The sequence below is a fragment of the Marinobacter piscis genome (assembly GCF_007671655.1).
In the GTDB taxonomy this organism is placed as follows: domain Bacteria; phylum Pseudomonadota; class Gammaproteobacteria; order Pseudomonadales; family Oleiphilaceae; genus Marinobacter; species Marinobacter piscensis.
Genome location: NZ_VCGX01000003.1, coordinates 53,397 through 77,126 on the forward strand (window position 1 = coordinate 53,397; position 23,730 = coordinate 77,126).

Annotated in this window: 22 protein-coding genes; 16 read left to right on the forward strand and 6 right to left on the reverse strand. The window is 56.2% G+C overall.

The features are described from left to right. Positions 1–64: 64 nt before the first annotated feature. From ilvD to FFI95_RS11170, 4 genes are all read right to left on the reverse strand, one after another. The gene (gene ilvD, locus FFI95_RS11155; protein WP_144822562.1) at positions 65–1,900 is read right to left on the reverse strand and encodes a dihydroxy-acid dehydratase; all 1,836 of its coding nucleotides are present in this window, start codon (positions 1,898–1,900) and stop codon (positions 65–67) included. Between the two features lie 85 nt (positions 1,901–1,985). Continuing rightward, entirely contained in the window at positions 1,986–3,437 is a 1,452-nt protein-coding gene (locus FFI95_RS11160) for a bifunctional DedA family/phosphatase PAP2 family protein (RefSeq protein WP_144822564.1), read from the reverse strand. Continuing rightward, positions 3,434–4,432 carry a GGDEF domain-containing protein gene (locus FFI95_RS11165; RefSeq protein ID WP_144822566.1) on the reverse strand — a complete coding sequence of 333 codons (999 nt, stop codon included), beginning with the start codon at positions 4,430–4,432 and terminating at the stop codon, positions 3,434–3,436. The genes FFI95_RS11160 and FFI95_RS11165 overlap by 4 nt, the downstream gene beginning before the upstream one ends. Then, a complete protein-coding gene (locus FFI95_RS11170) occupies positions 4,429–5,439 on the reverse strand; it encodes a GGDEF domain-containing protein (RefSeq protein WP_144822568.1) in 1,011 nt (336 codons plus the stop codon). The genes FFI95_RS11165 and FFI95_RS11170 overlap by 4 nt, the downstream gene beginning before the upstream one ends. Before the next feature lie 132 nt (positions 5,440–5,571). Between FFI95_RS11170 and FFI95_RS11175 the strand changes: the two genes are divergently transcribed. The 11 genes from FFI95_RS11175 to FFI95_RS11225 all read left to right on the forward strand — a co-directional run bounded on the left by FFI95_RS11175 (position 5,572) and on the right by FFI95_RS11225 (position 16,109). Then, entirely contained in the window at positions 5,572–6,828 is a 1,257-nt protein-coding gene (locus tag FFI95_RS11175) for a glutamate-5-semialdehyde dehydrogenase (protein ID WP_144822570.1), read from the forward strand. Between the two features lie 5 nt (positions 6,829–6,833). Then, on the forward strand, positions 6,834–7,484 hold the full coding sequence (gene nadD, locus FFI95_RS11180) for a nicotinate-nucleotide adenylyltransferase (RefSeq protein ID WP_144822572.1): 651 nt from the start codon (positions 6,834–6,836) through the stop codon (positions 7,482–7,484). Positions 7,485–7,554: 70 nt separating this feature from the next. Continuing rightward, positions 7,555–7,905, forward strand: a complete 351-nt coding sequence (rsfS, locus tag FFI95_RS11185; protein ID WP_144822574.1) for a ribosome silencing factor — start codon at positions 7,555–7,557, stop codon at positions 7,903–7,905. A 2-nt stretch (positions 7,906–7,907) separates the two neighbouring features. Then, positions 7,908–8,378, forward strand: a complete 471-nt coding sequence (rlmH, locus tag FFI95_RS11190) for a 23S rRNA (pseudouridine(1915)-N(3))-methyltransferase RlmH (protein WP_144822576.1) — start codon at positions 7,908–7,910, stop codon at positions 8,376–8,378. Positions 8,379–8,386: 8 nt separating this feature from the next. Beyond that, positions 8,387–10,285 (forward strand): penicillin-binding protein 2, encoded by a 1,899-nt coding sequence (gene mrdA, locus FFI95_RS11195; RefSeq protein ID WP_144822578.1) that lies wholly within the window; start codon positions 8,387–8,389, stop codon positions 10,283–10,285. Then, complete coding sequence (gene rodA / locus FFI95_RS11200; RefSeq protein ID WP_144822580.1) at positions 10,285–11,427, forward strand: rod shape-determining protein RodA; 1,143 nt, start codon at positions 10,285–10,287, stop codon at positions 11,425–11,427. The genes mrdA and rodA overlap by 1 nt, the downstream gene beginning before the upstream one ends. A gap of 135 nt (positions 11,428–11,562) precedes the next feature. After that, on the forward strand, positions 11,563–12,462 hold the full coding sequence (locus tag FFI95_RS11205; protein ID WP_144822582.1) for a septal ring lytic transglycosylase RlpA family protein: 900 nt from the start codon (positions 11,563–11,565) through the stop codon (positions 12,460–12,462). A gap of 48 nt (positions 12,463–12,510) precedes the next feature. After that, the gene (locus tag FFI95_RS11210) at positions 12,511–13,692 is read left to right on the forward strand and encodes a D-alanyl-D-alanine carboxypeptidase family protein (protein ID WP_144822584.1); all 1,182 of its coding nucleotides are present in this window, start codon (positions 12,511–12,513) and stop codon (positions 13,690–13,692) included. Positions 13,693–13,722: 30 nt separating this feature from the next. Further along, on the forward strand, positions 13,723–13,992 hold the full coding sequence (locus tag FFI95_RS11215) for an HP0495 family protein (protein WP_144822586.1): 270 nt from the start codon (positions 13,723–13,725) through the stop codon (positions 13,990–13,992). Positions 13,993–13,997: 5 nt separating this feature from the next. Next, the gene (lipB, locus tag FFI95_RS11220; RefSeq protein ID WP_144822588.1) at positions 13,998–14,636 is read left to right on the forward strand and encodes a lipoyl(octanoyl) transferase LipB; all 639 of its coding nucleotides are present in this window, start codon (positions 13,998–14,000) and stop codon (positions 14,634–14,636) included. Between the two features lie 27 nt (positions 14,637–14,663). Continuing rightward, the gene (locus FFI95_RS11225; protein WP_144822590.1) at positions 14,664–16,109 is read left to right on the forward strand and encodes an ABC1 kinase family protein; all 1,446 of its coding nucleotides are present in this window, start codon (positions 14,664–14,666) and stop codon (positions 16,107–16,109) included. On the opposite strand, the gene FFI95_RS11230 is transcribed toward FFI95_RS11225, so the two are convergent. After that, on the reverse strand, positions 16,049–16,492 hold the full coding sequence (locus FFI95_RS11230; RefSeq protein WP_144822592.1) for a YqaA family protein: 444 nt from the start codon (positions 16,490–16,492) through the stop codon (positions 16,049–16,051). The two genes, FFI95_RS11225 and FFI95_RS11230, sit on opposite strands and share 61 nt — an antisense overlap. A gap of 135 nt (positions 16,493–16,627) precedes the next feature. Between FFI95_RS11230 and FFI95_RS11235 the strand changes: the two genes are divergently transcribed. Beyond that, a complete protein-coding gene (locus FFI95_RS11235) occupies positions 16,628–16,873 on the forward strand; it encodes a GrxA family glutaredoxin (RefSeq protein WP_144823239.1) in 246 nt (81 codons plus the stop codon). Positions 16,874–16,964: 91 nt separating this feature from the next. On the opposite strand, the gene FFI95_RS11240 is transcribed toward FFI95_RS11235, so the two are convergent. Continuing rightward, positions 16,965–18,227, reverse strand: a complete 1,263-nt coding sequence (locus FFI95_RS11240; RefSeq protein WP_144822594.1) for a 6-phosphofructokinase — start codon at positions 18,225–18,227, stop codon at positions 16,965–16,967. Positions 18,228–18,389: 162 nt separating this feature from the next. Here FFI95_RS11240 and mpl point away from each other — a divergent pair, with 162 nt between their 5' ends. The 4 genes from mpl (at position 18,390) to FFI95_RS11260 (ending at position 23,721) form a co-directional block, all read left to right on the forward strand. Continuing rightward, positions 18,390–19,787, forward strand: a complete 1,398-nt coding sequence (mpl, locus tag FFI95_RS11245; protein ID WP_144822596.1) for a UDP-N-acetylmuramate:L-alanyl-gamma-D-glutamyl-meso-diaminopimelate ligase — start codon at positions 18,390–18,392, stop codon at positions 19,785–19,787. Beyond that, complete coding sequence (locus FFI95_RS11250; protein ID WP_144822599.1) at positions 19,777–20,448, forward strand: flavin prenyltransferase UbiX; 672 nt, start codon at positions 19,777–19,779, stop codon at positions 20,446–20,448. The genes mpl and FFI95_RS11250 overlap by 11 nt, the downstream gene beginning before the upstream one ends. A gap of 85 nt (positions 20,449–20,533) precedes the next feature. Further along, a complete protein-coding gene (locus FFI95_RS11255; protein ID WP_144822601.1) occupies positions 20,534–21,673 on the forward strand; it encodes an acyl-CoA dehydrogenase family protein in 1,140 nt (379 codons plus the stop codon). A 140-nt stretch (positions 21,674–21,813) separates the two neighbouring features. Then, positions 21,814–23,721, forward strand: a complete 1,908-nt coding sequence (locus FFI95_RS11260; protein ID WP_144822602.1) for a hypothetical protein — start codon at positions 21,814–21,816, stop codon at positions 23,719–23,721. Positions 23,722–23,730 lie beyond the last annotated feature (9 nt).

Here is a 23,730-nt window from a genome sequence, read left to right on the forward strand (position 1 = left end):
CGCCTTCTGACTCAAAAGCCCGCGCAGAATGAGCTGAGCGGGCTTGTTGTAATCTGAAAACGGATCAGTCCAGCTTAGACAGATCCCTTACTGCGCCTTTATCCGCGCTGGTAGCCAGCAAGGCATAAGCCTTCAGGGCGGCTGATACGGCGCGATCCCTGGTCAGCTCCGGTTTCCAGCCCTTGGCATCTCTGGCATCACGGCGACGGTCGAGCTCCTGCTGATCCAGCTGTACATTGATGGTCCGTTGCGGGATGTCGATCAGGATCACATCACCCGTCTCGATCAGCCCGATAGCACCACCGGCTGCGGCTTCCGGAGACGCGTGGCCAATGGAGAGCCCGGATGTGCCACCGGAAAAGCGACCATCGGTCAGCAGGGCGCAGTCCTTGCCCAGCCCTTTGGATTTGAGATAACTGGTGGGGTAGAGCATTTCCTGCATTCCCGGGCCACCTTTGGGGCCTTCGTAGCGGATAATAACCACTTCACCAGGCTGGACCTGATCGTTCAGAATGCCTTCGACGGCTGCGTCCTGGCTCTCAAAAACCCGGGCCCTGCCCTCAAAAACGTAAATGCTTTCATCCACGCCTGCGGTTTTTACCACGCAACCGTCCAGTGCAATATTGCCGTACAGAACGGCAAGCCCACCCTCAGAACTGTATGCGTGCTCAACAGAGCGTATACAGCCGGATTCCCGGTTACCGTCCAGGCTTGGCCAGCGAGTGCTCTGGCTGAAAGCGGTCTGGGTTGGAATGCCTGCGGGCCCGGCTTTGTAGAGCTCAACAACCTCGGGGGGCGGCGAACGCATAATATCCCAGGTTTCCAGTGCTTCTTTCATGGTTTTGCAGTGTACGGTAGGCAGGTCGGTATTGATCAGGCCTCCGCGCTCCAGCTCTCCGAGAATACCCATGATGCCGCCGGCGCGATGCACATCTTCCATGTGGTATTGAGGGGAGTTAGGTGCCACTTTGCACAGCTGCGGAACCTGGCGGGAAAGCTTGTCGATTTCATTCAGGGTGAATGGCACCCCGCCTTCCTGAGCTGCAGCCAGTAAGTGCAGAATGGTGTTCGTGGAGCCGCCCATAGCAATGTCCATCACCATGGCATTTTCGAAGGCTGCGGTGGAGGCAATGCTCCGGGGCAGCACACTGGCATCGTCCTGCTCATAGTAACGTTTTGCGTTTTCCACGATCTGGCGGCCTGCTTTCAGGAACAGCTGTTCCCGATCGGAATGGGTGGCCAGAAGAGAACCATTACCAGGCAGTGCCAGGCCAATGGCTTCGGTCAGACAGTTCATGGAGTTGGCTGTAAACATGCCGGAGCAGGAACCACAGGTCGGGCAGGCGCTGCGCTCATACTCTGCCACCATTTCATCATCGGCGGCAGGGTCTGCGGCAATCACCATGGCATCAACCAGGTCCAGCTTGTGCTCAGACAACTTGGTTTTTCCGGCTTCCATGGGGCCGCCGGAGATAAAGATTGTGGGGATGTTCAGGCGCATGGCAGCCATCAGCATGCCCGGTGTGATCTTGTCACAGTTGGAAATGCACACCAGGGCGTCCGCGCAATGGGCATTCACCATATACTCAACCGAGTCGGCGATGATTTCCCGGGATGGCAGAGAGTAAAGCATACCGTCGTGTCCCATGGCGATGCCGTCATCCACCGCAATGGTATTGAACTCTTTGGCCACACCGCCGCTTGCTTCAATCTCGCGACAGACGAGTTGCCCCAGGTCCTTGAGGTGGACGTGCCCGGGCACAAACTGGGTAAAGGAGTTGGCAACGGCAATGATCGGCTTACCGAAATCGTCGTCTTGCATACCGGTGGCGCGCCAGAGGGCGCGGGCGCCGGCCATATTTCGGCCTGCGGTAGAGGTCCGCGAACGGTATTGAGGCATGGTGCTCTGGTCTCTCTGTGTGTGAATAAAGGGTACGTGTTTGTGCAGCCTTAAAGGATATCAGATCCGTAACTGAAGAGCGGGCTCAGGATGCGGTGGAGTAGTGTTGTATGGCCTCTGGCCACATCAGCCAGAGGTAGCCGCCGCAAAAGATGACCCAGGCCAGTACTGCCAGCAGGCTCAGAGTATCCGGTGCCAGCGGCACCCGGTCAAACCGGCTGAAGCTGGCTCGTGTGGCCCCGGTGATAGCCAGGCCCAGAAGCAGCCCTCCTATAATATCACTGAACCAGTGTACGCCCAGGTACAGGCGGCTGAGAGCGACAGGGATCAATGGCAGCGAAAGCAGAATGTACGTTTTCCAGCGCTTGTGATTGCGGGTTTCGGCAGCAACAAAACTGGCAAGCAGTGTGACAAACAGTGTTATGCCCGTTGTGTGGCCGCTGGGAAAGGCGCCAGAAGCTGGAGGGTTGGCCACCAGGCCCGGGCGGGCAATGCCAAGGCCGGACTTGAGCGCGGAAACCAGTACTGTAGCGGCAAAGGCGGCAAGCAAAATATGAGTGGCCGCCGCATAGTGGCCGCGAAAAGCCAGGGTCAGACACGCAAGAGCGGCACCAGCAATGAGAACCGGCGGGTCGCCCAGCAGCGTGGCGGCAATAACGGGAGCGTCAAAAAAGGGGTGGCGCAGGTCACGGAACCATTGCATTGCCAGCTGATCGAAGGGTTCAATCAGGTCTGTCATTGTTGTTAGCTGCGCCCACAGAATAAACAGAGCGAGACAGCCAACCGCCAGCATCAGAGAGGCCAGCGGAAATTCACCGTCCTGGGCCGGCCGCTCATTGGAGTACAGACGCCAGAAACGGTGGGTGGTTTCGTACTGAGCCATTCGGCGCTGAAGCCATTGATAAGGGCGGCCGTCATCTCCGAGACCAAGCTGAAAACGGACAATAATAAGATAGATCACTGTCAGAGTGGCGAGGCTGACGCCGGTCACCAGGTACGCATGTGCCGGTGGCTGGATTTCACTTGCCAGGGCACTGCCCACCAGAAATCCCGGAAGTATGTATACCGGGGCCCAGCCAATAGCGGAAGCAATATTGAACGACAGAAAGCGGCGCCAGGGCATCATGAGGGCGCCTGCGATCATGGGAACAATGGGGCGGACCGGTCCGACAAAGCGACCGATAATAACGCTTTTGCCCCCATGTTTTCGGAAGAACCGTTCGCCTTTTCTGATCACTCCGGGATACCGACTCAGGGGCCAGACACTGTCAAGCCGGCCTTCAAAGAACCTGCCAATGGCAAAGCTTACTGTATCCCCTACAATGGCACCTAGGCCGGCCCAGGTCAGTGCTATCGCCAGTGGCATATCAATCTGTGCGGCAATGACGGAGAGGGAAAACAGCAGTGCAACACCAGGTACAAGAATGCCGGCAAGTGCAAGGGATTCGACCAATGCGGTGCAAAACAGCGCCAGGGCCACCCAGTCGGAGTGAAGGCTCAGCCAGGTTGTGAGCTCTGAAAGCCAGGAACTGTTCATGGTTGCGACGGTTTTGCCGGGCTGAACCAGACGGAGTCACCACCACGTTTGCGGGCTTTGTGCATAGCCGTGTCCGCCCGGGTGCGCAGACTGTCAGCGAGAGTGTCACTGTTGACCCGGGTGGTGCAGCCCAGGCTTACCGTTACCTTGCCGGTTACCGGCCAGTGGTTTTCCGAGATGGTGCGCCGGATGCGTTCTGCGATTACGCGTACCCCTTCTTCGGCAGTGAATGGCAGAATCAGAAAAAATTCGGCGTTATTCAGGGAGTACACAGTGTCACCGGCCCGGATTACTCCGAACAAGTGCCGGGTTAAATCCCGGCGCAATGCCTGCATAGGGGCGGTGCCGTGAAGGTCAGTGGCTTCGCTGGCATGATCAATGGCCAGGTGAATCACCGAAAAACGGTGGCCGATGGTAATCGCACGGCTGATTTCCTTATGGAGCGCCTCATCAAGAAAACGGCCATTATGAGCACCCGTGGCCGGATCGATGATAGCCAGGTCCTCTGCAGACTGGGCCATGTGGTCATAATGCCAGACATACAGAACAGCAACGGCAAGAAGAATGAAGGCCCCACTGATAATGGTCAGCGCATCGGCCGTCGGAAGCCTGAGAAAAAGCAGCGCGGCCGTGGGAGCAAGCAGGAGCAGGGACAGCATCAGCCCATAACGCAGCGGCAGGATCAGCAGGTTAAGAAGGAGCAGTGGCATGATCCAGTGGGAAATTTCTGCTGTACTGGTTACAAACATCGCTGCAAGCAGAGCGCTGTTCAGGCCTGCAAGAATAAGCAGGTGGCCGGCTGCTGCAAGCTGGTACTTTCGGCTTACGATGGTATAAATCAGGCCCGCGGCGGTCAGAGCAGCCAGGCCGGCCGCCAGGTAAAAAAGCGGGTAAAAACCATAGCGCAGGTTTTGCAGGGCCAGGGCAAAGATAAACACTGTCGCCAGGCCATAACCCACGCTGTGAGTCCAGGTTCTGAGCCGGGTTTCTGTCACGATAGGGCTCCCTGTGCATAGGACTGGGCCGGGGCAGAGGCGCTGTTGCTGTAGACCTGCGTCTGGTTGCCGCCTTGCTGCTGCGCCCGCCGGAGTGCATGGGCGGCACTGTGTTGCAGACTTTTGGCATCGTCGCCTATGTTCAGCCCGACAACGCCGGCACTGACGGTCAGATTTATTTCATGGGTGTTCAGAAGGGCTACCAGTCCTTTGCGGATCCGTTCGGCGCGGGTCGCGGCTGTCTGGGTGGCTTTGCCTGGTAATATGACCAGGAATTGCAGATCTGCAGATCGGTAATACGTATCAAAATCCCGGATGTGTGAGTGCAGGTACCGGCCAACTGCGGGCAGAATGGAACGGATGTCAGCATCCGGCGGACTATCACTCGTGTGGGTGTCCAGGCCGACCATGATGATAGAGAGGTCAATTCCTTCCCGTTCACTACGCAGAATTTCTCTGTGGAGGTCGGCAGAAAGATACTCCCGGCTCGCCGCCTGAGTGAGTTTGTCAGTGCGCCTCAGTGGTGCCAGTTGGCGGGCTTTATACTCATGCAGGAAGATAATGACGGTAGAGAGGAAAACCGTCAGTATTAGTGCGCTGATCATCTGATGGCGTTCAGTTACCCCTTCGGCCAGCGTGGCTGCTGTTATTCCGAGAACCAGGACAGCAGTGGCTGTCAGGGCCGCAGCGGCTCGGGGAATCAGTGCAAATGATATTAAAACAAGCCCGTAGAGCCAGTGGCTAAGCACCCAGGGGCCTGTCCAGAAACTGACGGTAATCAAAAAAATAAAGACCGCAAAAAAAAGTTTCTGGATGAGGGGCCAGGGGCGGGCAGTTCGACCCGGGTGAAAACTGCGTCCGCTGACAATCAGCCCGGCAACAGCCGCGGCACAGGCTGCGTTCAGAGGCTCCCCCAGCAGTGCCATAAGGGTGGCAATGACCAAAAAACCAGCGAAGCTGGCGCGTGATAGCCGGTTCAGTAAAAATTTGTCGGCCGCCTGAGCCATGATGCTCGTCCTTATCGGGGGTTCTGTGATAGTCGCTCGATATAATATCCGTTTGGGATGCGTACTTGAAACGAGAAAGGTAAAGTTAGGTACTATTTCCTGAAATCTGGCAGAAACCATAAAGGTAAACGGATGGATATTGCAGCTTACATGACTGAAGTCGGGCAGCAAGCCCGTGCGGCAGCGACACTCATTGCCCGTTCTACCACAGAGGTGCGGAACCGGGCGCTGCTGGCAACCGCGGACGCGCTGGACGCCTCACGGAGCGAACTGGCCGAAGCCAATGCCCGCGACCTTACCAACGGGCAGGAAAGTGGTCTGGATGCCGCGATGCTGGACCGGCTCGAGCTTACACCTGCACGTATTGACGCGATGATAGAAGGGTTGCGTCAGGTTGCCGCACTGCCGGACCCTATAGGTGCCATCACCGACATGGCCTACCGGCCGTCCGGTATTCAGGTAGGCAAAATGCGCGTACCTCTGGGTGTTATCGGAATCATTTACGAGTCCCGCCCCAACGTAACCGTTGAGGCTGCCAGCCTGTGCCTGAAGTCGGGTAACGCCGCAGTTTTGCGGGGCGGGTCCGAGTCTGTTCACTCCAACCAGGCCATTGCGCAGTGCCTGTTACAGGGGCTTGCAGATGCGGGGCTGCCGGGCTCGTCCGTACAGGTGATCAAAACCACGGACCGGGCCGCTGTCGGTGAACTGATTACAATGCCGGACTACGTGGACGTGATTGTGCCGCGCGGCGGTAAAGGCCTGATTGAGCGCATCAGCAGAGATGCGCGCGTACCTGTTATCAAACACCTTGACGGTGTATGCCATGTCTATATAGACAGCCACGCAGACCCGGAAAAAGCTCTGAGTGTTGCTCTTAATGCCAAAACCCAGCGGTATGGTACCTGCAACACCCTGGAAACCCTGTTAGTGGATAAGGAAATTGCCGCGGATATCCTGCCACTGCTGGGGCCTGCGTTTATCAGCGAAGGTGTGGAGTTGCGAGGGTGTGATCAGACCCGGGAAATTCTTGTGGATATCAAGGCCGCCACTGACGCGGACTGGCACGAGGAATACCTGGCGCCGGTGCTGGCGGTCCGTGTCGTTGACGGGCTGGACGGGGCGATTGAGCACATTAACCATTACAGCTCGCAGCATACGGACAGCATTATCACAGAAAACTATACCCGCGCCCGGCGTTTCATCACCGAAGTGGATTCGAGCTCGGTCATGGTGAATGCGTCGACCCGCTTTGCCGATGGTTTTGAGTATGGTCTCGGGGCCGAAATCGGTATATCCACAGACAAGATACATGCTCGTGGCCCGGTTGGACTTGAAGGCCTCACCTCGGAAAAGTACGTGGTGTTCGGCGACGGCCATATCCGGACCTGATACCTATGCATGTGATCTATGGCGGTACCTTCGACCCGGTTCATCACGGCCACCTGCGCCTTGCGCTGGAGGTCAGTGAGCGTTTCGAAGGTGCACCTGTCAGTCTGGTGCCCTGCCATATACCGCCTCACCGGGGGGTAACAGGGGCCACCGCGCAGCAGCGGTTACGGATGCTGCAGCAGGCGATTGCCGGAGAACCTCATCTGCGTATAGACGATCGGGAACTGACTCGTGGTGGAGCCTCTTATACGGCAGACACATTGCGCCAGTTGCGTCTTGAGCTTGGTGACGGCGAGCCTCTGACCATGGTGGTCGGTACGGATGCGTTTGCAGCTTTTGACCACTGGAAAGAGTGGGAACAAATTCCGGAACTTGCGCACATTATTGTTGTACGGCGACCGGGCATAACGCTGAACCCCGAAACCCCGCCCGGACGCTTATTGGCAGAGCGCCGTGCCGGAGGGGCTGAAGCCTTGCGTCATTGCGCTTCCGGGTATGTTCTGGAACTGGACCCACCCAGGCTGGACATCTCGGCAACCGGAATTCGTGAGCGCCTGCGCAAGGGGCGTTCGGCCCGCTATCTTGTCCCGGAAACCGTTCTGGCAGAAATTCACGATATGGGGCTTTACAGGGCATGCCCTGTGACGAAGAATTAGTGTTACAATCACTGTCAAGTATGACTTCCCGGATGGCCATTCCGGCCGGCATCCGGACAACAGGGTAATTATGCAGGCAGAACAAGTTAAAGATCTGATAGTGAATGCGCTTGAAGATATGAAAGCGCAGAACGTCAGTGTTATCGATGTAAGGGACCGCACCAGCGTTACCGACTATATGGTTCTGGCCTCCGGAACGTCCAGTCGCCACGTTAAATCCCTTGCCAACTCCGTGGTTGTTGATGCCAAAGAAAAAGGCATTCGCGTTAATAGCGTGGAAGGCGGTGGCGGTAGCGACTGGATACTGGTGGATATGGGAGACGTGGTGGCACATGTCATGATGCCCGCGACCCGTGAGTTTTATGATCTGGAGCGCCTCTGGCGTGATGCGCCGGATATCGGTGCTGCAGGCGGCGAGTAATTATGCGGCTGCGCCTGGTCTGTGTTGGCCAGAAAATGCCCGACTGGGTCAGCAAAGGCTATAACGATTACGCCCGTCGAATGCCTCCGGAAATGCCTCTTGAGCTGGCCGAGATTGCCATGCCGCACCGTGGCAAAAATCCCGATATACCGAGGCTCATGCAACGTGAAAGCGATGCTATCCTGGCGGCTGTCGGTCAAAGGGACAGGGTTGTGGCTCTGGAAGTCTCCGGCCGCGCCTGGTCGACCCCAAAGCTGGCGGAGCAGCTGGAGAACTGGCAACAGGACGGTCGCGATGTAAGCTTTCTTGTGGGCGGGCCGGATGGTCTGGCCGAAGCCTGTCGTCGGCGCGCCGACCAACTGTGGTCGCTCTCACCCCTGACGCTGCCGCATCCGCTGGTTCGGATTCTGCTGGCAGAACAGCTGTACAGAGCCTGGTCGATTACCCGTAACCACCCGTACCACCGGGCTTAGGGGCATTCATGCCGTGGGGTGAGATTAAGGATACCGCCGCCGAGCGCAGGCTCTTTCAGCGTCGCGCACTGGTGATGCTGGTCGTAGTGTTCCTGCTGCTCGCCGGGCTTGCAGCACGGATGTATCAGCTGCAGGTAGCAGAGCACGACATTTACACTACTCTCTCCGATAAAAACCGCGTTCAGGTTCAGTCTGTACCGCCCCCCCGGGGCCTGGTCTACGACCGTAATCAGGTATTGCTGGCGGAAAACCGCCCCGTATTCAGTGTCACTCTGGTGCCGGAGCGTGTTGGCGGCATGGATGAAACACTGGAGCAACTGGAGCGGATTCTTGAGGTCTCTGAAGAAGACCTGGAACGGTTCGAGAGGCGCCTGCGGGAACCCCGGCGCCCCTTTCAGGAAATCCCGCTGCGCTATGACCTGACTGAGGACGAGATTGCCCGCCTGGCGGTGCACCGTCACCGGCTGCCCGGCGTTGAGGTAAGGGCAGAGCTTGTCAGGTACTACCCCCACAGTGAACTGACCGCCCATGCACTGGGCTTTGTTGGCCGGATTAATCGTGACGAACTGCAGCGTATAGACCCGGTTAATTATGCAGGCACCAACTACATCGGAAAGTCCGGGGTTGAGCGTTTCTATGAAAAGCTGCTGCACGGTGAAGTAGGGTATCAGCATGTGGAAACCAACGCCCGTGGGCGCATCCTCCGGGTTCTGGAGCGTGAAAGCCCATCGCCGGGGGAAGACCTGCAATTGCATCTGGACTTACGCCTGCAGGCCCGTGCTCACGAACTTCTGGATGGCCGTCGTGGAGCGATTGTTGCGATCGAACCGAAAACAGGCGGGTTACTGGCTCTGGCCAGCGTACCGGGGTTTGATGCCAACAAGTTTGTGACCGGGATCAGTGTGCCGGACTACCGTGAACTCAGTGAGAGCAAGGATAAGCCGCTGTTTAACCGGGCCTTGCGTGGTCAGTATGCGCCTGCGTCCACCCTCAAGCCTATGTTGGCCATTGCCGCTCTGGATAGCGGTGCGGTCACCCGTGATCAGACGATATGGGACCCGGGTTATTTCCAGCTCAAACCTGGCGGCCGCCGATACCGGGACTGGAAACGGGGTGGCCATGGCTGGGTAGACCTTACCCATGCCATGGCGCAGTCCTGCGATGTCTATTTTTATGAAGCCGCCGTTGAGATGGGTGTGGACACCATGCACAGCTATTTATCCCGTTTCGGATTTGGCGAGGACGCAACGCTGGATGTTTCCGGGGCGCTTAGCGGGCTGTTGCCGTCTCCGGACTGGAAACGGGCAATGCGCGATGAACCCTGGTACCCGGGAGATTCTGTGAATCTCGGAATAGGACAGGGCTTTATGCTCGCTACACCTTTACAGATGGCGACAGCAACCGCTCTGATTGCAAACCGGGGTGAATGGGTGGAGCCACGATTGCTGAAAGGTATCGAAGGCGATCAGTCCCTGGACGGCTTTTTGCCGAGTGAAACCCATGAACCGCTGAAACTCCAGAACCCGGATGACTGGGAGTTCATTGTTGAGGCCATGGCTGAAGTCATGCACGGATCCCGAGGCACGGCACGTGGAGCGGGGAGGGATGCACCCTACCGGATGGCCGGGAAAACCGGCACAGCGCAGGTGTTCAGCCTGGCCGAGGATGAAGAATATGATGCGGAAGAAATCCGTGAACGGTTGCGTGACCATGCACTGTTTGTCGGTTTTGCACCCGTGGAGAACCCGGAAATTGCGGTGGCGGTCATCGTTGAGAACGGAGGCGGTGGCAGCCGCACCGCGGCCCCGGTTGCCCGGGCCTTGTTTGATGCCTGGCTGCTGGAGTTTGCAGATACAGGCAATGACTCTCTGGTCAGTAAAACCGATTCGCAAAGTGAGGCACTGTGATGTCTGTCCGGGAAGTGTATACCTCAACGGCCAGTAACCCTCTTGGGCGCCCGAGAGGTTTCTGGTCGGCCCTGCATCTGGACCCTGTTCTCCTGATACTGCTTACTGCTCTGATTATTGGTGGTTTGTTTGTGCTGTACAGTGGTGCAGACCGCAATTTTGATGTCGTGAAAGCGCAGGCGATTCGTTTTGGCATAGCGTTTGTTGTGATGCTGGTCTTTGCTCAGCTTGATCCGTCCGTATTCCGGCGCTGGGCACCCTGGTTATATGCGGCTGGCCTTGCCGGCCTGGTGGCGGTGTTGCTTGTGGGTGTCGGGGCGAAAGGCGCCCAGCGCTGGCTGGCGCTTCCCGGATTGCCAAGGTTTCAGCCCTCAGAATTAATGAAGCTGGTCGTGCCTATGATGGCTGCGTGGTATCTTTCACGGCACTTCCTGCCACCCAGGTTGCCCCGTATAGGCATGAGTCTGATCGTTGTACTTTTGCCCATGGCTCTGATTGCCGTGCAACCCGACCTCGGAACTGCATTGCTGGTGGGCATGGCCGGGTTGTTTGTGGTGTTTTTTGCCGGCATGAGCTGGCGGCTGATCAGTGCATTTGCAGTGATGATTTCTGTTGCAGCGCCGGTGTTGTGGTTTTTTGGTATGCGCGACTATCAGAAACAGCGTGTACTGACATTACTTGATCCCCAGAGTGACCCGCTGGGTGCTGGCTGGAATATTATTCAGTCGAAAACAGCCATCGGGTCTGGTGGTTTCGAAGGCAAGGGCTGGCTTCAGGGCACGCAGTCGCACCTGGAGTTTTTGCCGGAGAGCCATACCGACTTCATTGTAGCGGTACTGGCCGAAGAGTTCGGATTTATCGGTATGCTCGTGTTGCTCAGTATTTATCTGCTGATCATTCTCCGGTGCCTCTTTATTGCGGTGGTTGCCCAGGATTCGTTCAGCCGGCTGATTGCCGGTGCATTGACCATGACCTTCTTTATCTATGTGTTTGTAAACATTGGCATGGTAAGTGGTCTGCTGCCGGTCGTGGGTGTGCCTTTGCCGCTGATATCCTACGGCGGGACATCCACTGTGACCCTGATGGCAGCGTTCGGCATACTGATGTCGGTACACACCCACCGCCGGATGATTTCAGCCTGATGTCAGGCAGGTAATGGTGATCAGGGCACGGAACCCGTTACAATAGTCCGCAGCGCCGCATTTGTGGTTACCCGCTGGCGACGAACTTCAAAGGACATCCAAACAGTGATAGCAAACCGTTCAGGCTTATGCTTAATGGTGTTGGCAGCGCTGGCCATAGCCGGCTGCGCATCGGCGCCTGCACCTGCTCCCAAATCCGCGGGCCCCGACCATTCATCGCGGTATACCATTACCCAGGACAGGGCTCCCAGCGGAAACTTTGACGCTTCCGGGCTGTCAGACGCCAGTCCCGTATATATTGAGCCAGCGCGTGCGGGGAATAAACCCTCGTATACGGTGTGGGGTAAACGCTATTCCGTACTGGACAGTAATGATGGCTATGTCGCTCGTGGTACAGCAAGCTGGTACGGCGAGAAGTTTCATGGCCACAAGACATCCAATGGCGAAACGTTTGACATGTACAAGATGACGGCGGCCCACAAATCCCTGAGGATTCCCGGCTATGCACGAGTCACGAACCTCGATAATGGCCGTTCTGTGATTGTCCGTGTGAATGACCGGGGGCCCTTTCATGGTGACCGTCTGATTGACTTGTCTTACGCCGCCGCCAAGAAGCTGGGTTATCAGTCCCACGGGACGGCGCAAGTGGAAGTTGCCGCCATAACTGTCAAACCGGATGGCAGTATGTTCCTTGCGGGGCAGTCTTTTGAACCAGGGGCTCCGGCAACCGCGCCAAAATCACAGGAGTCCGTGTCTGTACCGGCAAACACCGTTGCAGACAATGAGAGCCGCGGCGGCGGGCTGTTTGTTCAGCTTGGTTCGTTCAGCAGCCGCGACCCTGCAGAGAAACTGCAGGGACACGCCGAAAGTCTGCTCGGCGATCCGGTGCGCGTGCGTGCCATTGAGACGGAAGCAGGACGCTTTCATCGGGTACAGGTTGGCCCTTTTCAGGATGAAAACAGCGCGCGAAAGACCCAGAGCCTTCTGGAAAACAGAGGGATCTCCAAATCCATAGTGCTGACCGAAACTGACTAAGTACCGGTTTGCATTAAGAAAAACACTTAACGACGAATGAATGGACCCATGGCATTAAAATCAGTTTTCCGCTCGCTTTCTTTTATTTCAGCGTCCCTCGCATTGGTGTTGATGCTTACTGTATCAGGCCAGGCCATGTCTCAGAGTGTGCTGATCCCGTCGCCACCGCAGATTGCCGGCAGCTCTTATGTACTGATGGACCCGAAAAGCGGTCGTATCATCATGGAGCAGAACAGTAATGAGCGTCTGCCGCCTGCCAGCCTGACCAAGATGATGACCGCCTACATTGTCGAGCGAGAGCTGGACGAGGGTCGTATCCGTATGTCGGATCAGGTTCCAATCAGCGTAAAGGCCTGGAAAACTGAAGGGTCCCGCACGTTTGTCAAAGAAGGAACCCGTGCCACAGTCGAGGACCTGCTTAAAGGCGTGATCATTCAGTCTGGTAACGACGCCTCGGTTGCACTGGCAGAATTTATTGCCGGAAGCGAAAGTGCCTTTGTGGATATCATGAATCAGCAGGCGCAGCTTCTGGGCATGAAAGACACCAACTTCGAGAACGCAACCGGCCTGCCATCACCGGATCATTTTTCCACTGCGTATGATCTGGCCGTGCTGGCGCGGGCCATTATCAACGATTACCCGGAGAACTACCCGATATACGCGGAGAAGCACTTTACCTATAACAACATTCGTCAGCCCAACCGCAACAGCCTGCTGTGGCGGGATGAAAGTGTGGACGGCCTCAAAACCGGCCATACAGAAGAGGCGGGCTACTGCCTTGTGGCTTCAGCGAAACGCAATGATACGCGGTTTATTGCAACCGTGATGGGAACCAGCAGCACGCAGGCCCGCTCCCAGGAAATCCAGAAAATGCTCAACTACGGGTTCCGCTATTACGAGAGCGAGCGTCTGTTCAGCGCCGGTCAGGAGCTGGTTGAAGCCAAAGTATGGGGCGGTGAGTCGGGTGAACTTTCGGTCGGAGTACTGGAAGACGCCTACGTTACGATCCCGCGTGGCTCCCGTGACAGTCTGGAGTCCAGCGTCGATCTTGATTCGGTGATCAAAGCACCGGTGCAGGCAGGTGATGAGCTGGGCCGGGTTAAGGTATCGCTTAATGGCGACGTGTTGGTTGACCAGCCGGTCGTTGCCCTGACTGAGGTTCCGGAAGGAGGCATTTTCAAACGTATCTGGGATGCCATTAAACTGTTTTTTGTACAGCTGTTTCAGTAAGGGCCTGCTGAGCCCGGGAGAGTAAGCGGCATGAGTGAGCCGAAAGCACCAAAAATTGAGTTTCCATGCGACTACGCCATCAAAGTGATTGGCGATGCGGCACCGGATTTCAAAGAGTTCGTCGTAGGCGTTGTAGAACAGCATGCGCCGGGAATCTGTGAGGCCGATGTGTCCGTCAAGGATAGCCGGGAAGGGCGGTTCTGCTCTGTCCGGCTGAACATTGTCGCGACCGGAGAGCCACAACTGAAAGCTCTGTTCGAAGAGCTCAAGGCCAGTGGCCGTGTACACATGGTGCTATAAACCCGATGCCTGATCTGATTGTGAGGTCTCTGGGGCAGCAGCCCTATCCGGACACCTGGGAAGCCATGAAAAGCTTCACAGCAGACAGGAACGAGCACACCACAGACGAGCTCTGGTGTCTGGAGCACCCCAGGGTCTACACTCAGGGGCAGGCCGGCAAGCCCGAGCATATTCTGGCGCCAGGTGACATACCGGTGATCCAGGTGGATCGTGGAGGGCAGGTAACCTACCACGGCCCGGGGCAGTTAGTGGTTTACCTGATGATCGGGCTGACCCGGCGCAAAATAGGTGTCCGCAAGCTGGTCGATATTATCGAACAGGCCATTGTAGGTACACTGGCAGAGCAGGGTATTTCGGCAGCGCCGCGTCCGGATGCGCCGGGTGTGTATGTGAACGGGGCCAAGATAGCCTCCCTTGGCCTGAGAGTCAGGCGTGGATGCTCTTTTCACGGTCTGGCACTTAATGTATGTATGGATATGGAGCCTTTTCAGAGAATTAACCCCTGTGGTTACGCCGGACTGGCCATGTGTCAGACAAGCGACTTTGTGGCTTCGGCGTCTGTTGAGGAAACGGAGAAGCGACTGGTCGCGCACCTGGTGGCCGGATTGGGAGACTCCAGCGTTAGCTATTGCAAAGGTTGGTAAACACGGGTTGAAAAAGAAAGGAGACACATGTCATCCAGACGCTCAGGTAAATCAGTTTCCCGGATTAAAACCGGCAGCTTTGAACGTCGGCTGAGCCTCACCCGTGCCGGGCTTTTCGCCGGAACCCGTATGGCCTCCCATATGGCAACCAACTGGCTGAGTAGCAAGGAAACCCGGGAAGAGCGACATAAGGCCATGCTTTCCACTCAGGCCAGGTTTCTGGTCGACGAGCTGGGTAAGCTCAAAGGCAGTGTTGTTAAAATTGGCCAGGTGATGGCCCTTTACGGTGAACACTTTTTGCCCGAAGAAGTGACCACCGCCCTTCATACCCTCGAAGATCAGACCACCTCCCTTGAGTGGCCTGCGATTGAGCGCGTGCTTAAAGCCGAGCTGGGCGATGAGAAACTTGCCCAGCTGGATATAGACCCGGATCCCATAGGGGCTGCCTCTCTGGGGCAGGTGCACCGTGCGGTCCGGCGCAGTGACGGGTTAGAGTTAGTACTTAAAATTCAGTATCCGGGTGTTGCCGACGCCGTCGACAGTGACCTGAACGCGGTCGCCCAGATACTGAAAATGGCCCGCCTGGTAAGTTTTGGTCCGGAGTTTGAAGACTGGCTGGAAGAAGTCCGGGAGATGATGCACCGCGAAGTGGATTATCGCCTTGAAGCCAGCACGACTGAAAAGTTCCGTAAAATGCTGGCGGACGATCCCAGATTTATAGTGCCGCGAGTATTACCGGAGTATTCCAGTCCACAGGTGATAGCCTCCACCTATGAGTATGGCCACCCGGTAAGTTCGGAAACCGTCGGGGAGTTGTCGCTGGAGCGACGCAGTGAGCTTGGAAAAGCAGCGCTTGAGCTTTTCTTTCGGGAACTGTTCATCTGGGGCGAGATTCAGACAGACCCCAACTTCGGGAATTATCGTATCCGGATTGCCGGTGAAGAAGGCGATGATACAGACCATGATCGTATTGTACTGCTCGACTTCGGCGCCGTGCAGGCTTACTCGCGAGAGTTTCTGGATCCGGTTATCCAGATGATTCAGGCTTCTTACGAGGACAACCTTGAAGCCGTAATTGATGGTGGTGTAAAACTTCGCTTCATGAGCAGGGACTGGCCACAAGACGTGCTGGAGACGTTCGGCCGTGTGTGCATGTCTGTACTGGAACCCTTGTCCGGCGATCACGACAGCTGGCCGGATTACGCTGTTAACAGCAAAGGCCAGTATCGCTGGAAACAGAGTGACCTGCCCTCAAGAGTGGCGCGACAGGCCGCAAGGTCCGCTATCAGTCGTTACTTTCGGGTGCCGCCCAGTGAGTTTGTATTTCTTAATCGTAAGCTGATCGGGGTTTATACGTTTATCGCCGTGCTCTATTCAGAGTTTAACGGCGAGCCGCTGCTGCGCAAATACCTTTACGGGGAGGGTGACGACAGGCCGGATGCCTCTGCAACCAGCCAGAGTACAAAGGCGTAGCGCAAGCCTTTGCCAATCCCCACAAGTACAATGAAATTAAGCCAGGGGACACGCATGATACCGCCAACCAGAGTCAGCGCATCACCACCCAGGGGCAGCCAGCCCAGCAATAACGACCACTGACCGTAGCGGTTAAAGCTGTTTCGGGCTTTATGCAGCCGCATCTCACTGATCGGAAACCAGCGCTTGTGCTTGAAGCGATCCACCTGCCTGCCAATAATGCCGTTAACGACGGACCCGAGCGTATTGCCCAGGGTAGCCCAGACCCAGAGCCACCACAGTGAGTAGCCTTGCATAACCAGCGTGCCTGCGAGAATTTCGGAGTAGGCAGGCAGCAGGGTCGCCGCTGCAAAAGAGGTCAGAAACAGTGTCAGATAAACCACAGGGCATTCCTTGTATACGCTGGGGCTATGATAGCCATTCAAAGCATTCATTTTTTAACACTGTGCAATCATGGCATCATGACTGCAGTTTTTAACACCCCCGGTGGCATCCCGGGGCTACTATTCGGAGGAATTATGGAGCAGGTAACGATTTACGGACGCACAAGCTGCGGGTTTTGTGTGCGTGCAAAAGGTATTTGCGAATCCCGTGGCATACCGTATACCTGGGTCGATATGATTGAGCACGACATGACCAAGGCAGATGTTGCCGAAAAGATTGGTCGCCCGGTTCACACTGTGCCGCAGATACTTGTGGGCGACAAGTACATTGGTGGGTATGACGAGTTTTCGGCCTATGTACGCCAGCAGGAAGCAAGCTGAGCTTCCGTATCATTGGTCTGAAGACATTAAAAAAGCCCTGTAGCGATAGCCGCAGGGCTTTTTAGTTATTTACGGCAGGTCAGGCGTCCGGTCAGAACTGGAAATCTGTTTTCAGTTTCTTTTCTGCCAGAATGTTCTTCAGCTTTGCAACCCGGGGCAGGCCGTTGTCAAAAGGCGGGAAGCTCTCACCGGTAATCAGGGGCTGGAGGTAGTCCCGACAATCCTGGGTAATGCCAAAACCATCATCGGTAATGTAATGAATCGGCATTTTCTTTTCCTGGTTGGCCACATCACTCAGCGGCGCCTCACCTATTTTCCAGACATAGGGTTTTGACTGTTCTCTGACAATAGTGGGCATAATTGCCTGCTTGCCCTCCAGTGCCATTTCCACCGCCGCTTTACCAACCGCGTAGGCCTGCTCGACATCGGTAGCAGAGGCAATATGGCGGGCGCTGCGCTGCAGATAGTCTGCAACGGCCCAGTGGTATTTATGCCCCAGAGCCTGCCTGACCATATTGGCCAGTGCGGGCGCAACACCGCCTAGCTGGGTATGGCCGAAGGCGTCTTTGGCGCCGGCATCAGCGAGGAACCGGCCATCTTCATACTGTGATCCTTCAGAGGCAACAACCACACAGTAGCCGTATTCCTTCACGCAAAAATCCACACGCTCCAGAAATGCATCACGGTTAAACGGGATTTCGGGGAACAGAATAATGTGGGGTGGCTCGCCTTCTCCCTGACCTGCCAGGCCTCCGGCCGCCGCAATCCAGCCTGCATGGCGGCCCATGACCTCAAGAATGAAGACTTTGGTGGAGGTTTCACACATGGACTTGATATCCAGGCTGGCTTCCAGGGTAGAGGTGGCAATGTACTTGGCCACGGAGCCAAAGCCCGGGCAGCAGTCGGTAAACGGCAGGTCGTTGTCGACGGTCTTGGGCACACCGATACAGGTGATGGGGTAACCCATAGTGTCGCCAATCTGTGAAACCTTGAAGGCGGTGTCCTGGGAGTCGCCGCCGCCGTTATAAAAGAAGTAGCCGATATTGTGAGCCCGGAATACTTCTATAAGGCGCTCGTATTCACGCCGGTTTTCGGTAATGTTTTTCAGTTTGTGACGACAGGACCCGAAGGCACCACCGGGCGTGTGGATGAGTTCCTGAATGGCTTCATCGCTTTCGAGGCTGGTATCAATCAGCTCTTCGTTCAGGGCACCCAGAATACCGTTGCGCCCGGCAAATACTTTACCGATTTTATCCGGGTGTTTGCGCGCGGTCTGGATAACCCCGCAGGCACTGGCGTTAATAACAGCGGTAACACCGCCGGACTGAGCGTAGAATGCGTTCTTGATGGCCATCTCGGATGGGGTCTCCTGCTGGTTCGACAATGGCGCCGATGATACGTCAAATGCGCAGCTTTTTCATGGCAGGAAATGCAGATGGCTTTATTTCAGATGCCTTGACGGGGTGCAATGGATACGGGAGGCTTGTCGGGTTTCAATTCAGAGGACAACTGGCGAATGCACATTCATATTCTGGGAATCTGTGGCACATTTATGGGTAGCCTTGCCGTTCTGGCGCGGGAGCTCGGGCACACAGTAACCGGCTCCGATCAGGGCGTTTATCCGCCCATGAGCACTCAGCTGGAAGAGCAGGGCATCAGCCTGATGGAGGGGTACAGTACGAAGCATCTGGAGCCTCGGCCCGATCTGGTGCTGATCGGCAATGCCATGTCGCGGGGGAACCCCGAGGTAGAGGCAGTGCTGAACCGTAATATCGATTATATGTCCGGCCCCGAGTGGCTGGCACGTGAGGTACTCCGGCATCGCTGGGTGCTTGCGGTTGCAGGCACCCATGGTAAAACCACGACCACTGGCATGCTGTTGTGGATTCTTGAGCAGGCCGGGTTGGCTCCGGGTTATCTGGTGGGGGGAGTGCCCAAAGACTTCCCGGTATCGGCCCGGCTCGGGGACAGTGATTTCTTTGTTATCGAAGCGGATGAGTATGACAGTGCCTTCTTCGACAAACGGTCCAAGTTTATTCATTACCGTCCTCATACACTCATACTCAATAACCTGGAGTTTGATCACGCCGATATCTTTGAAAATGTTGAGGCGATTGAGCGTCAGTTTCACCATCTGGTCCGTACTGTTCCCTCCCAGGGCCTGATTGTTCGCCCGGCTCTGGATGCACATCTGGATAAGGCTCTGGCCATGGGGTGCTGGAGTCAGGTGCAAAGCACTGCAATTGGAAGCGAGGTTGAAACCACGACCGACTGGCGGGCAGAGCTGCTTTCTGAGGATGGCAGTCGCTTTATGGTGATTCATCATGAGCAGCCAGTGGCAGTGGTGAAGTGGGGTCAGACGGGCCTGCATAATGTGCGTAACGCCCTGGCGGCAATTTCGGCCGCAAAGCATGTGGGGGTAACACCCGACCACGCCGTGGCGGCGTTGTGTCGTTTTTCCGGCGTAAAGCGCCGGATGGAGCTGCTGGCAGATGTTGGTGGAGTGAAGGTTTATGACGATTTTGCTCACCACCCGACCGCAATAGAGACAACACTGGACGGCTTGCGCAGCCAGGTGGGGGATGAGCCGGTTATTGCTCTGATCGAACCCCGCTCCAATACCATGAAACAGGGCGTCCATCAGCACACGTTACTGCCCAGTGCCAGCCTGGCTGACAAAGTATATTGGGCCAACCTGAACGACATGGAATGGCTTCCGGCGCTGGTATCTGAGTGGCAGACAGCAAACCCACAGTCGGTGCAGCATCAGGTGGAGTCGACGGTAGAGCACCTGGTTGAGCGTGTGCTGAACGATCTTCCCAGTCCTTGCCACATTGTGATCATGAGCAATGGTGGCTTTGGTGGTATTCACGGTCAGCTGGTTGCAGGCATTGAGGCGATTCATGGTCAATAAACCGTCCCCCTCCCGAACGATCAATCTGGCATTTACCGGCGCATCGGGGGCTCAGTATGGCTTGCGCCTGCTGCAGTGCCTGGTAGCGTCCGGGTGCCGTGTGCATGTGATGGTCAGCAAGGCGGCACAGGTGGTGATGGCAACAGAAACCGATCTCAAGTTGCCAGGAACCCCGCCGGCTATGCAGAGAACCCTGTCTGATTACGCCTCGGCTGAGCCCGGTCAGGTTCTGGTCTTCGGTCGCGAAGACTGGTTTTCTCCACCTGCCTCCGGCTCTGGAGAGAAGGCACCTCTGGTGATCTGCCCCTGCAGCACCGGCACCCTGTCTGCGTTGGCAACCGGGGCCAGCAATAACCTGATTGAGCGAGCTGGCGATGTTGCCCTTAAAGAAAAACGCCAGCTGATTCTGGTTCCCCGGGAAGCGCCATACTCGGAAGTGCACCTGGAAAACATGTTGAAGCTGACCCGCATGGGCGCGGTTATTATGCCCGCGAGCCCGGGGTTTTATCACCGGCCGGAATCGGTTCATGATCTTGTGGACTTTATTGTCGCCCGCATTCTCGATCATCTGGACCTGCTCCAGGAGCTGATGCCTCGCTGGGGCGAGGCCAGAGTCAGTGCCAAACTGGAAAGCAGCGATGGTTTTGGCCAGCAGGATTGATGGTTTTAACCATTGAGCCTGCCTGCCCGGCGGTTGAAACTTGGTGAAGCTAAACAACAATACTGCCCACTGACTGAGGTTCACCATGATTCCACGTACGCTCTTTGATGCCGACCTTGATGGTTTTCGGGACTCTGTCCGGAAATTTCTTGAGCAGGAGGCCGCGCCATACCACGAACAGTGGGAAAAGGATGGCCAGGTCAGCCGCGAACTGTGGCAGAAAGCCGGCGAGCTGGGCTTTTTATGCCCGACCATGCCAGAGGCCTACGGCGGCGCTGGCGCGGACTTTCGTTACAGTGCCGTTGTAATGGAAGAAGTGTCGCGGGCCGGGCTCTCCGGCATCGGCTGGACTCTGCATTCGGATATTGTCGCGCCTTATATCCTCAAGTACGGTACTGAAGAACAGAAAAAACATTACCTGCCCCGAATGGCGTCCGGGGAAATCATTACCGCAATCGCCATGAGCGAGCCGGGCGCAGGTTCAGACCTGCAGGGAGTGAAGACCACCGCCGTTAAGGATGGCGGACACTATGTTCTGAATGGCTCCAAGACCTTCATTACCAACGGCCAGATGGCGGATCTGGTGATTGTCGTAGCAAAGACCGACCCCAAAGAGGGCGCCAAGGGCATCAGCCTGTTGCTGGTTGAGTCCGGATGGGAAGGTTTTGAAAAGGGCAAGAATCTGAGCAAGGTGGGCATGAAAGCTCAGGATACCTCCGAACTGTTTTTTCAGGATGTAAAAGTACCGGCAACGCACCTGTTGGGCTCCAAAGAAGGGCAGGGCTTTCTGCAACTGATGCAGGAGCTTCCGGCAGAGCGGTTACAGATCGGGCTTACCGCCGTTGCTGCTGCAGAAGCCGCCTGGCAATGGACGCTGGATTACGTGAAAGAGCGCAAGGCCTTTGGCAGGCCCGTGGTCAAATTCCAGAACACCCGGTTCAAAATGGCCGAGATGAAAGCGGAAATCACGGCAGCCCGGGTATTTACCGATCGGTGTCTGGAATTGCATCTGGAGAAGAAGCTCGATATACCCACCGCCGCCATGCTGAAGCAGCACACCACTGATCTGCAGTGCAGAGTGATGGACGAATGTGTGCAGTTGCACGGCGGTTACGGTTATATGTGGGAGTATCCGATCGCACGTGCCTGGGCAGACTCCCGGGTTCAGCGCATATACGGCGGAACCAACGAAATCATGAAAGAGATTGTTGCCCGCGCATTTTAAATGACGCGTCGAAAGCCCCGGGGTTCTCCCGGGGCATGTCTTTACCAAACTTTACAGTTTGCCAAACCTATCAAGGTCTCAGGCACTCACATCTCTTAGAGTAACTGCATAACCTCTAACAACAATCAATGGTTGCCGTTATGAAACGCCTGACTTGCCTGCCTCTTTCTGTTCTGTTTTTTGCCCTCGCCGGCTGCGGCGAGGAGGTTAATGAACTGCCTGTAGACGGGCGCGACTTTGATGGCGTGCAATACAGTGAATCAGAGTCTGTTTATACCGGACGTGCCATTGATGGTTATCTGAAAAACGCCCGGGTATGGCTCGACCTGGACGGTGATGGCCAGTACAGCAAAGGCCCTCTGGACGTTACATTGGCCAATGGCGACACTCACAGGCTGGACCGGGGTGAACCCACAGCGATGACCACCGCTGGCGGGCGCTTTTCACTGGACCTCGCGGAATTTCAGGTTGGTCTGTCGAAGGGTAAGGACCTGGACCCCAGAGATTACCCCTTGTATGCACTGGCGCTGCCCGGCAAAACCATGGAAGAAACCCATAGCGGCGAAGTGCCTGTCCCTCGCGCCTATCTGATGTCAGCCAGCCCGGGTGTCACCAACGTAACTCCATTGACCACTCTGGCGCGATTCCGGGCCAAAGTGGCAGGGCAGGCGAGTATGGGCTCCGAAAATGCTGCCCTGGCGGACTCAGCGGAATTAAATGGCGTGAACCTTTTGCAGGATTACGTTCAGGCCAATAATGAAAAGGCGCACGCCTACGCCCGTGCCCTGGCGCGATTTATGGCGAGCCAGATACCTGATGAATACAACAAGGATCTGGCCGCAGAGGGCAGTGACGGCACCGGACGGTTCCTCTCCAGTAAAGCCGTGGACTTGCTTGGGATTTCACTGATCAGGAATGCCCGGGAGGTTGTCAGCAGAGTTGATGCGCAGGTGTCAGGCGGGCGCTACGGCAATGTTGATACGGATAATCTGGCATTGCCGCGCGTCGATATTGAATTGAAGAACCCATCGCTTCTGACCGGGCTTAAGGTATTTGCCAATACCGAAGAGGTCAGAGTAGAGGCCCTTGAATTGTCCGCAGCGCTTGAGTTTGATTACACGGAAGACGGCCAGTTGCTGTCGGTTTCCAGTCAGGGGTGTATGGAGCCTTCGTTACCAGAGATTGCGCGACTCGTTCAGGTGAATGGGTATATGGCGCAAATGAAAAATCAATGGCACCCCAGTGCCTCTCTTTCTGCCGAGAGCAAACAGGCTTACGCAGATGCGGGCATTGACGAGCGCATTGTCTTTGACTGGAAAAACAAGCGTGCTTATTTCGATACCGTTACTTCTTGCCATAAGGGCACTCGCGGAGTCAGCTCGGAGGGCTCAGAACTGGGTGGTACGCCTGAGATCACCTGGAGTTGGGATAATGAGGGTGAGGTGGTTGAAAAAGTGGCTGCATCACCGGACCGGAAGATTAATCTACTGGCTGCAGCCAGCGCGCCGGCTGAGGTGTTGGGGCAGAGCTGGGTTACCGGCTATAGAATTGTGGCGGGCGATACTCCGGAGGTTGCGCTTGCGTTTTCAGATTCTGGAAGTAATTGTGAGCCGGCGAGTATGGATGGAGAGGAGCCAGACCTGACCGCGTCACATGTGACGCAGTTATTCCCGGTCACGATTGATGGCGAGGCAGGACATGCCTACGAGTATGATATCCGGGAGTACAGGGTGGATGAGGACGGAACCAGGAGTTTGCCCGTTGAGCGTCTGCTTAAATACCCCCTGCGGAGTCTGTCGAAGGCTGGTCCAGATGCAGGAAACTTACAGTGGCGGTTGTCTTACGCGTCGTTGGAGCAGAAGGGGCTGGACCGGGTCTCGGCAAACCTGGTTCGCGAAGCGTACCTGGAGGACCGTGACGGAATAAGCGAGTGTGGAGTTCCGGTCAGCAATGCCCCGGGTACGGCGTATGCAAAAGTGAGTTACACTTACAAAACGCTCACGGAATATTTGCTGCAAGGTTTGGCTGAGGAAGTTGCTGGGGATTAATTGCTAATT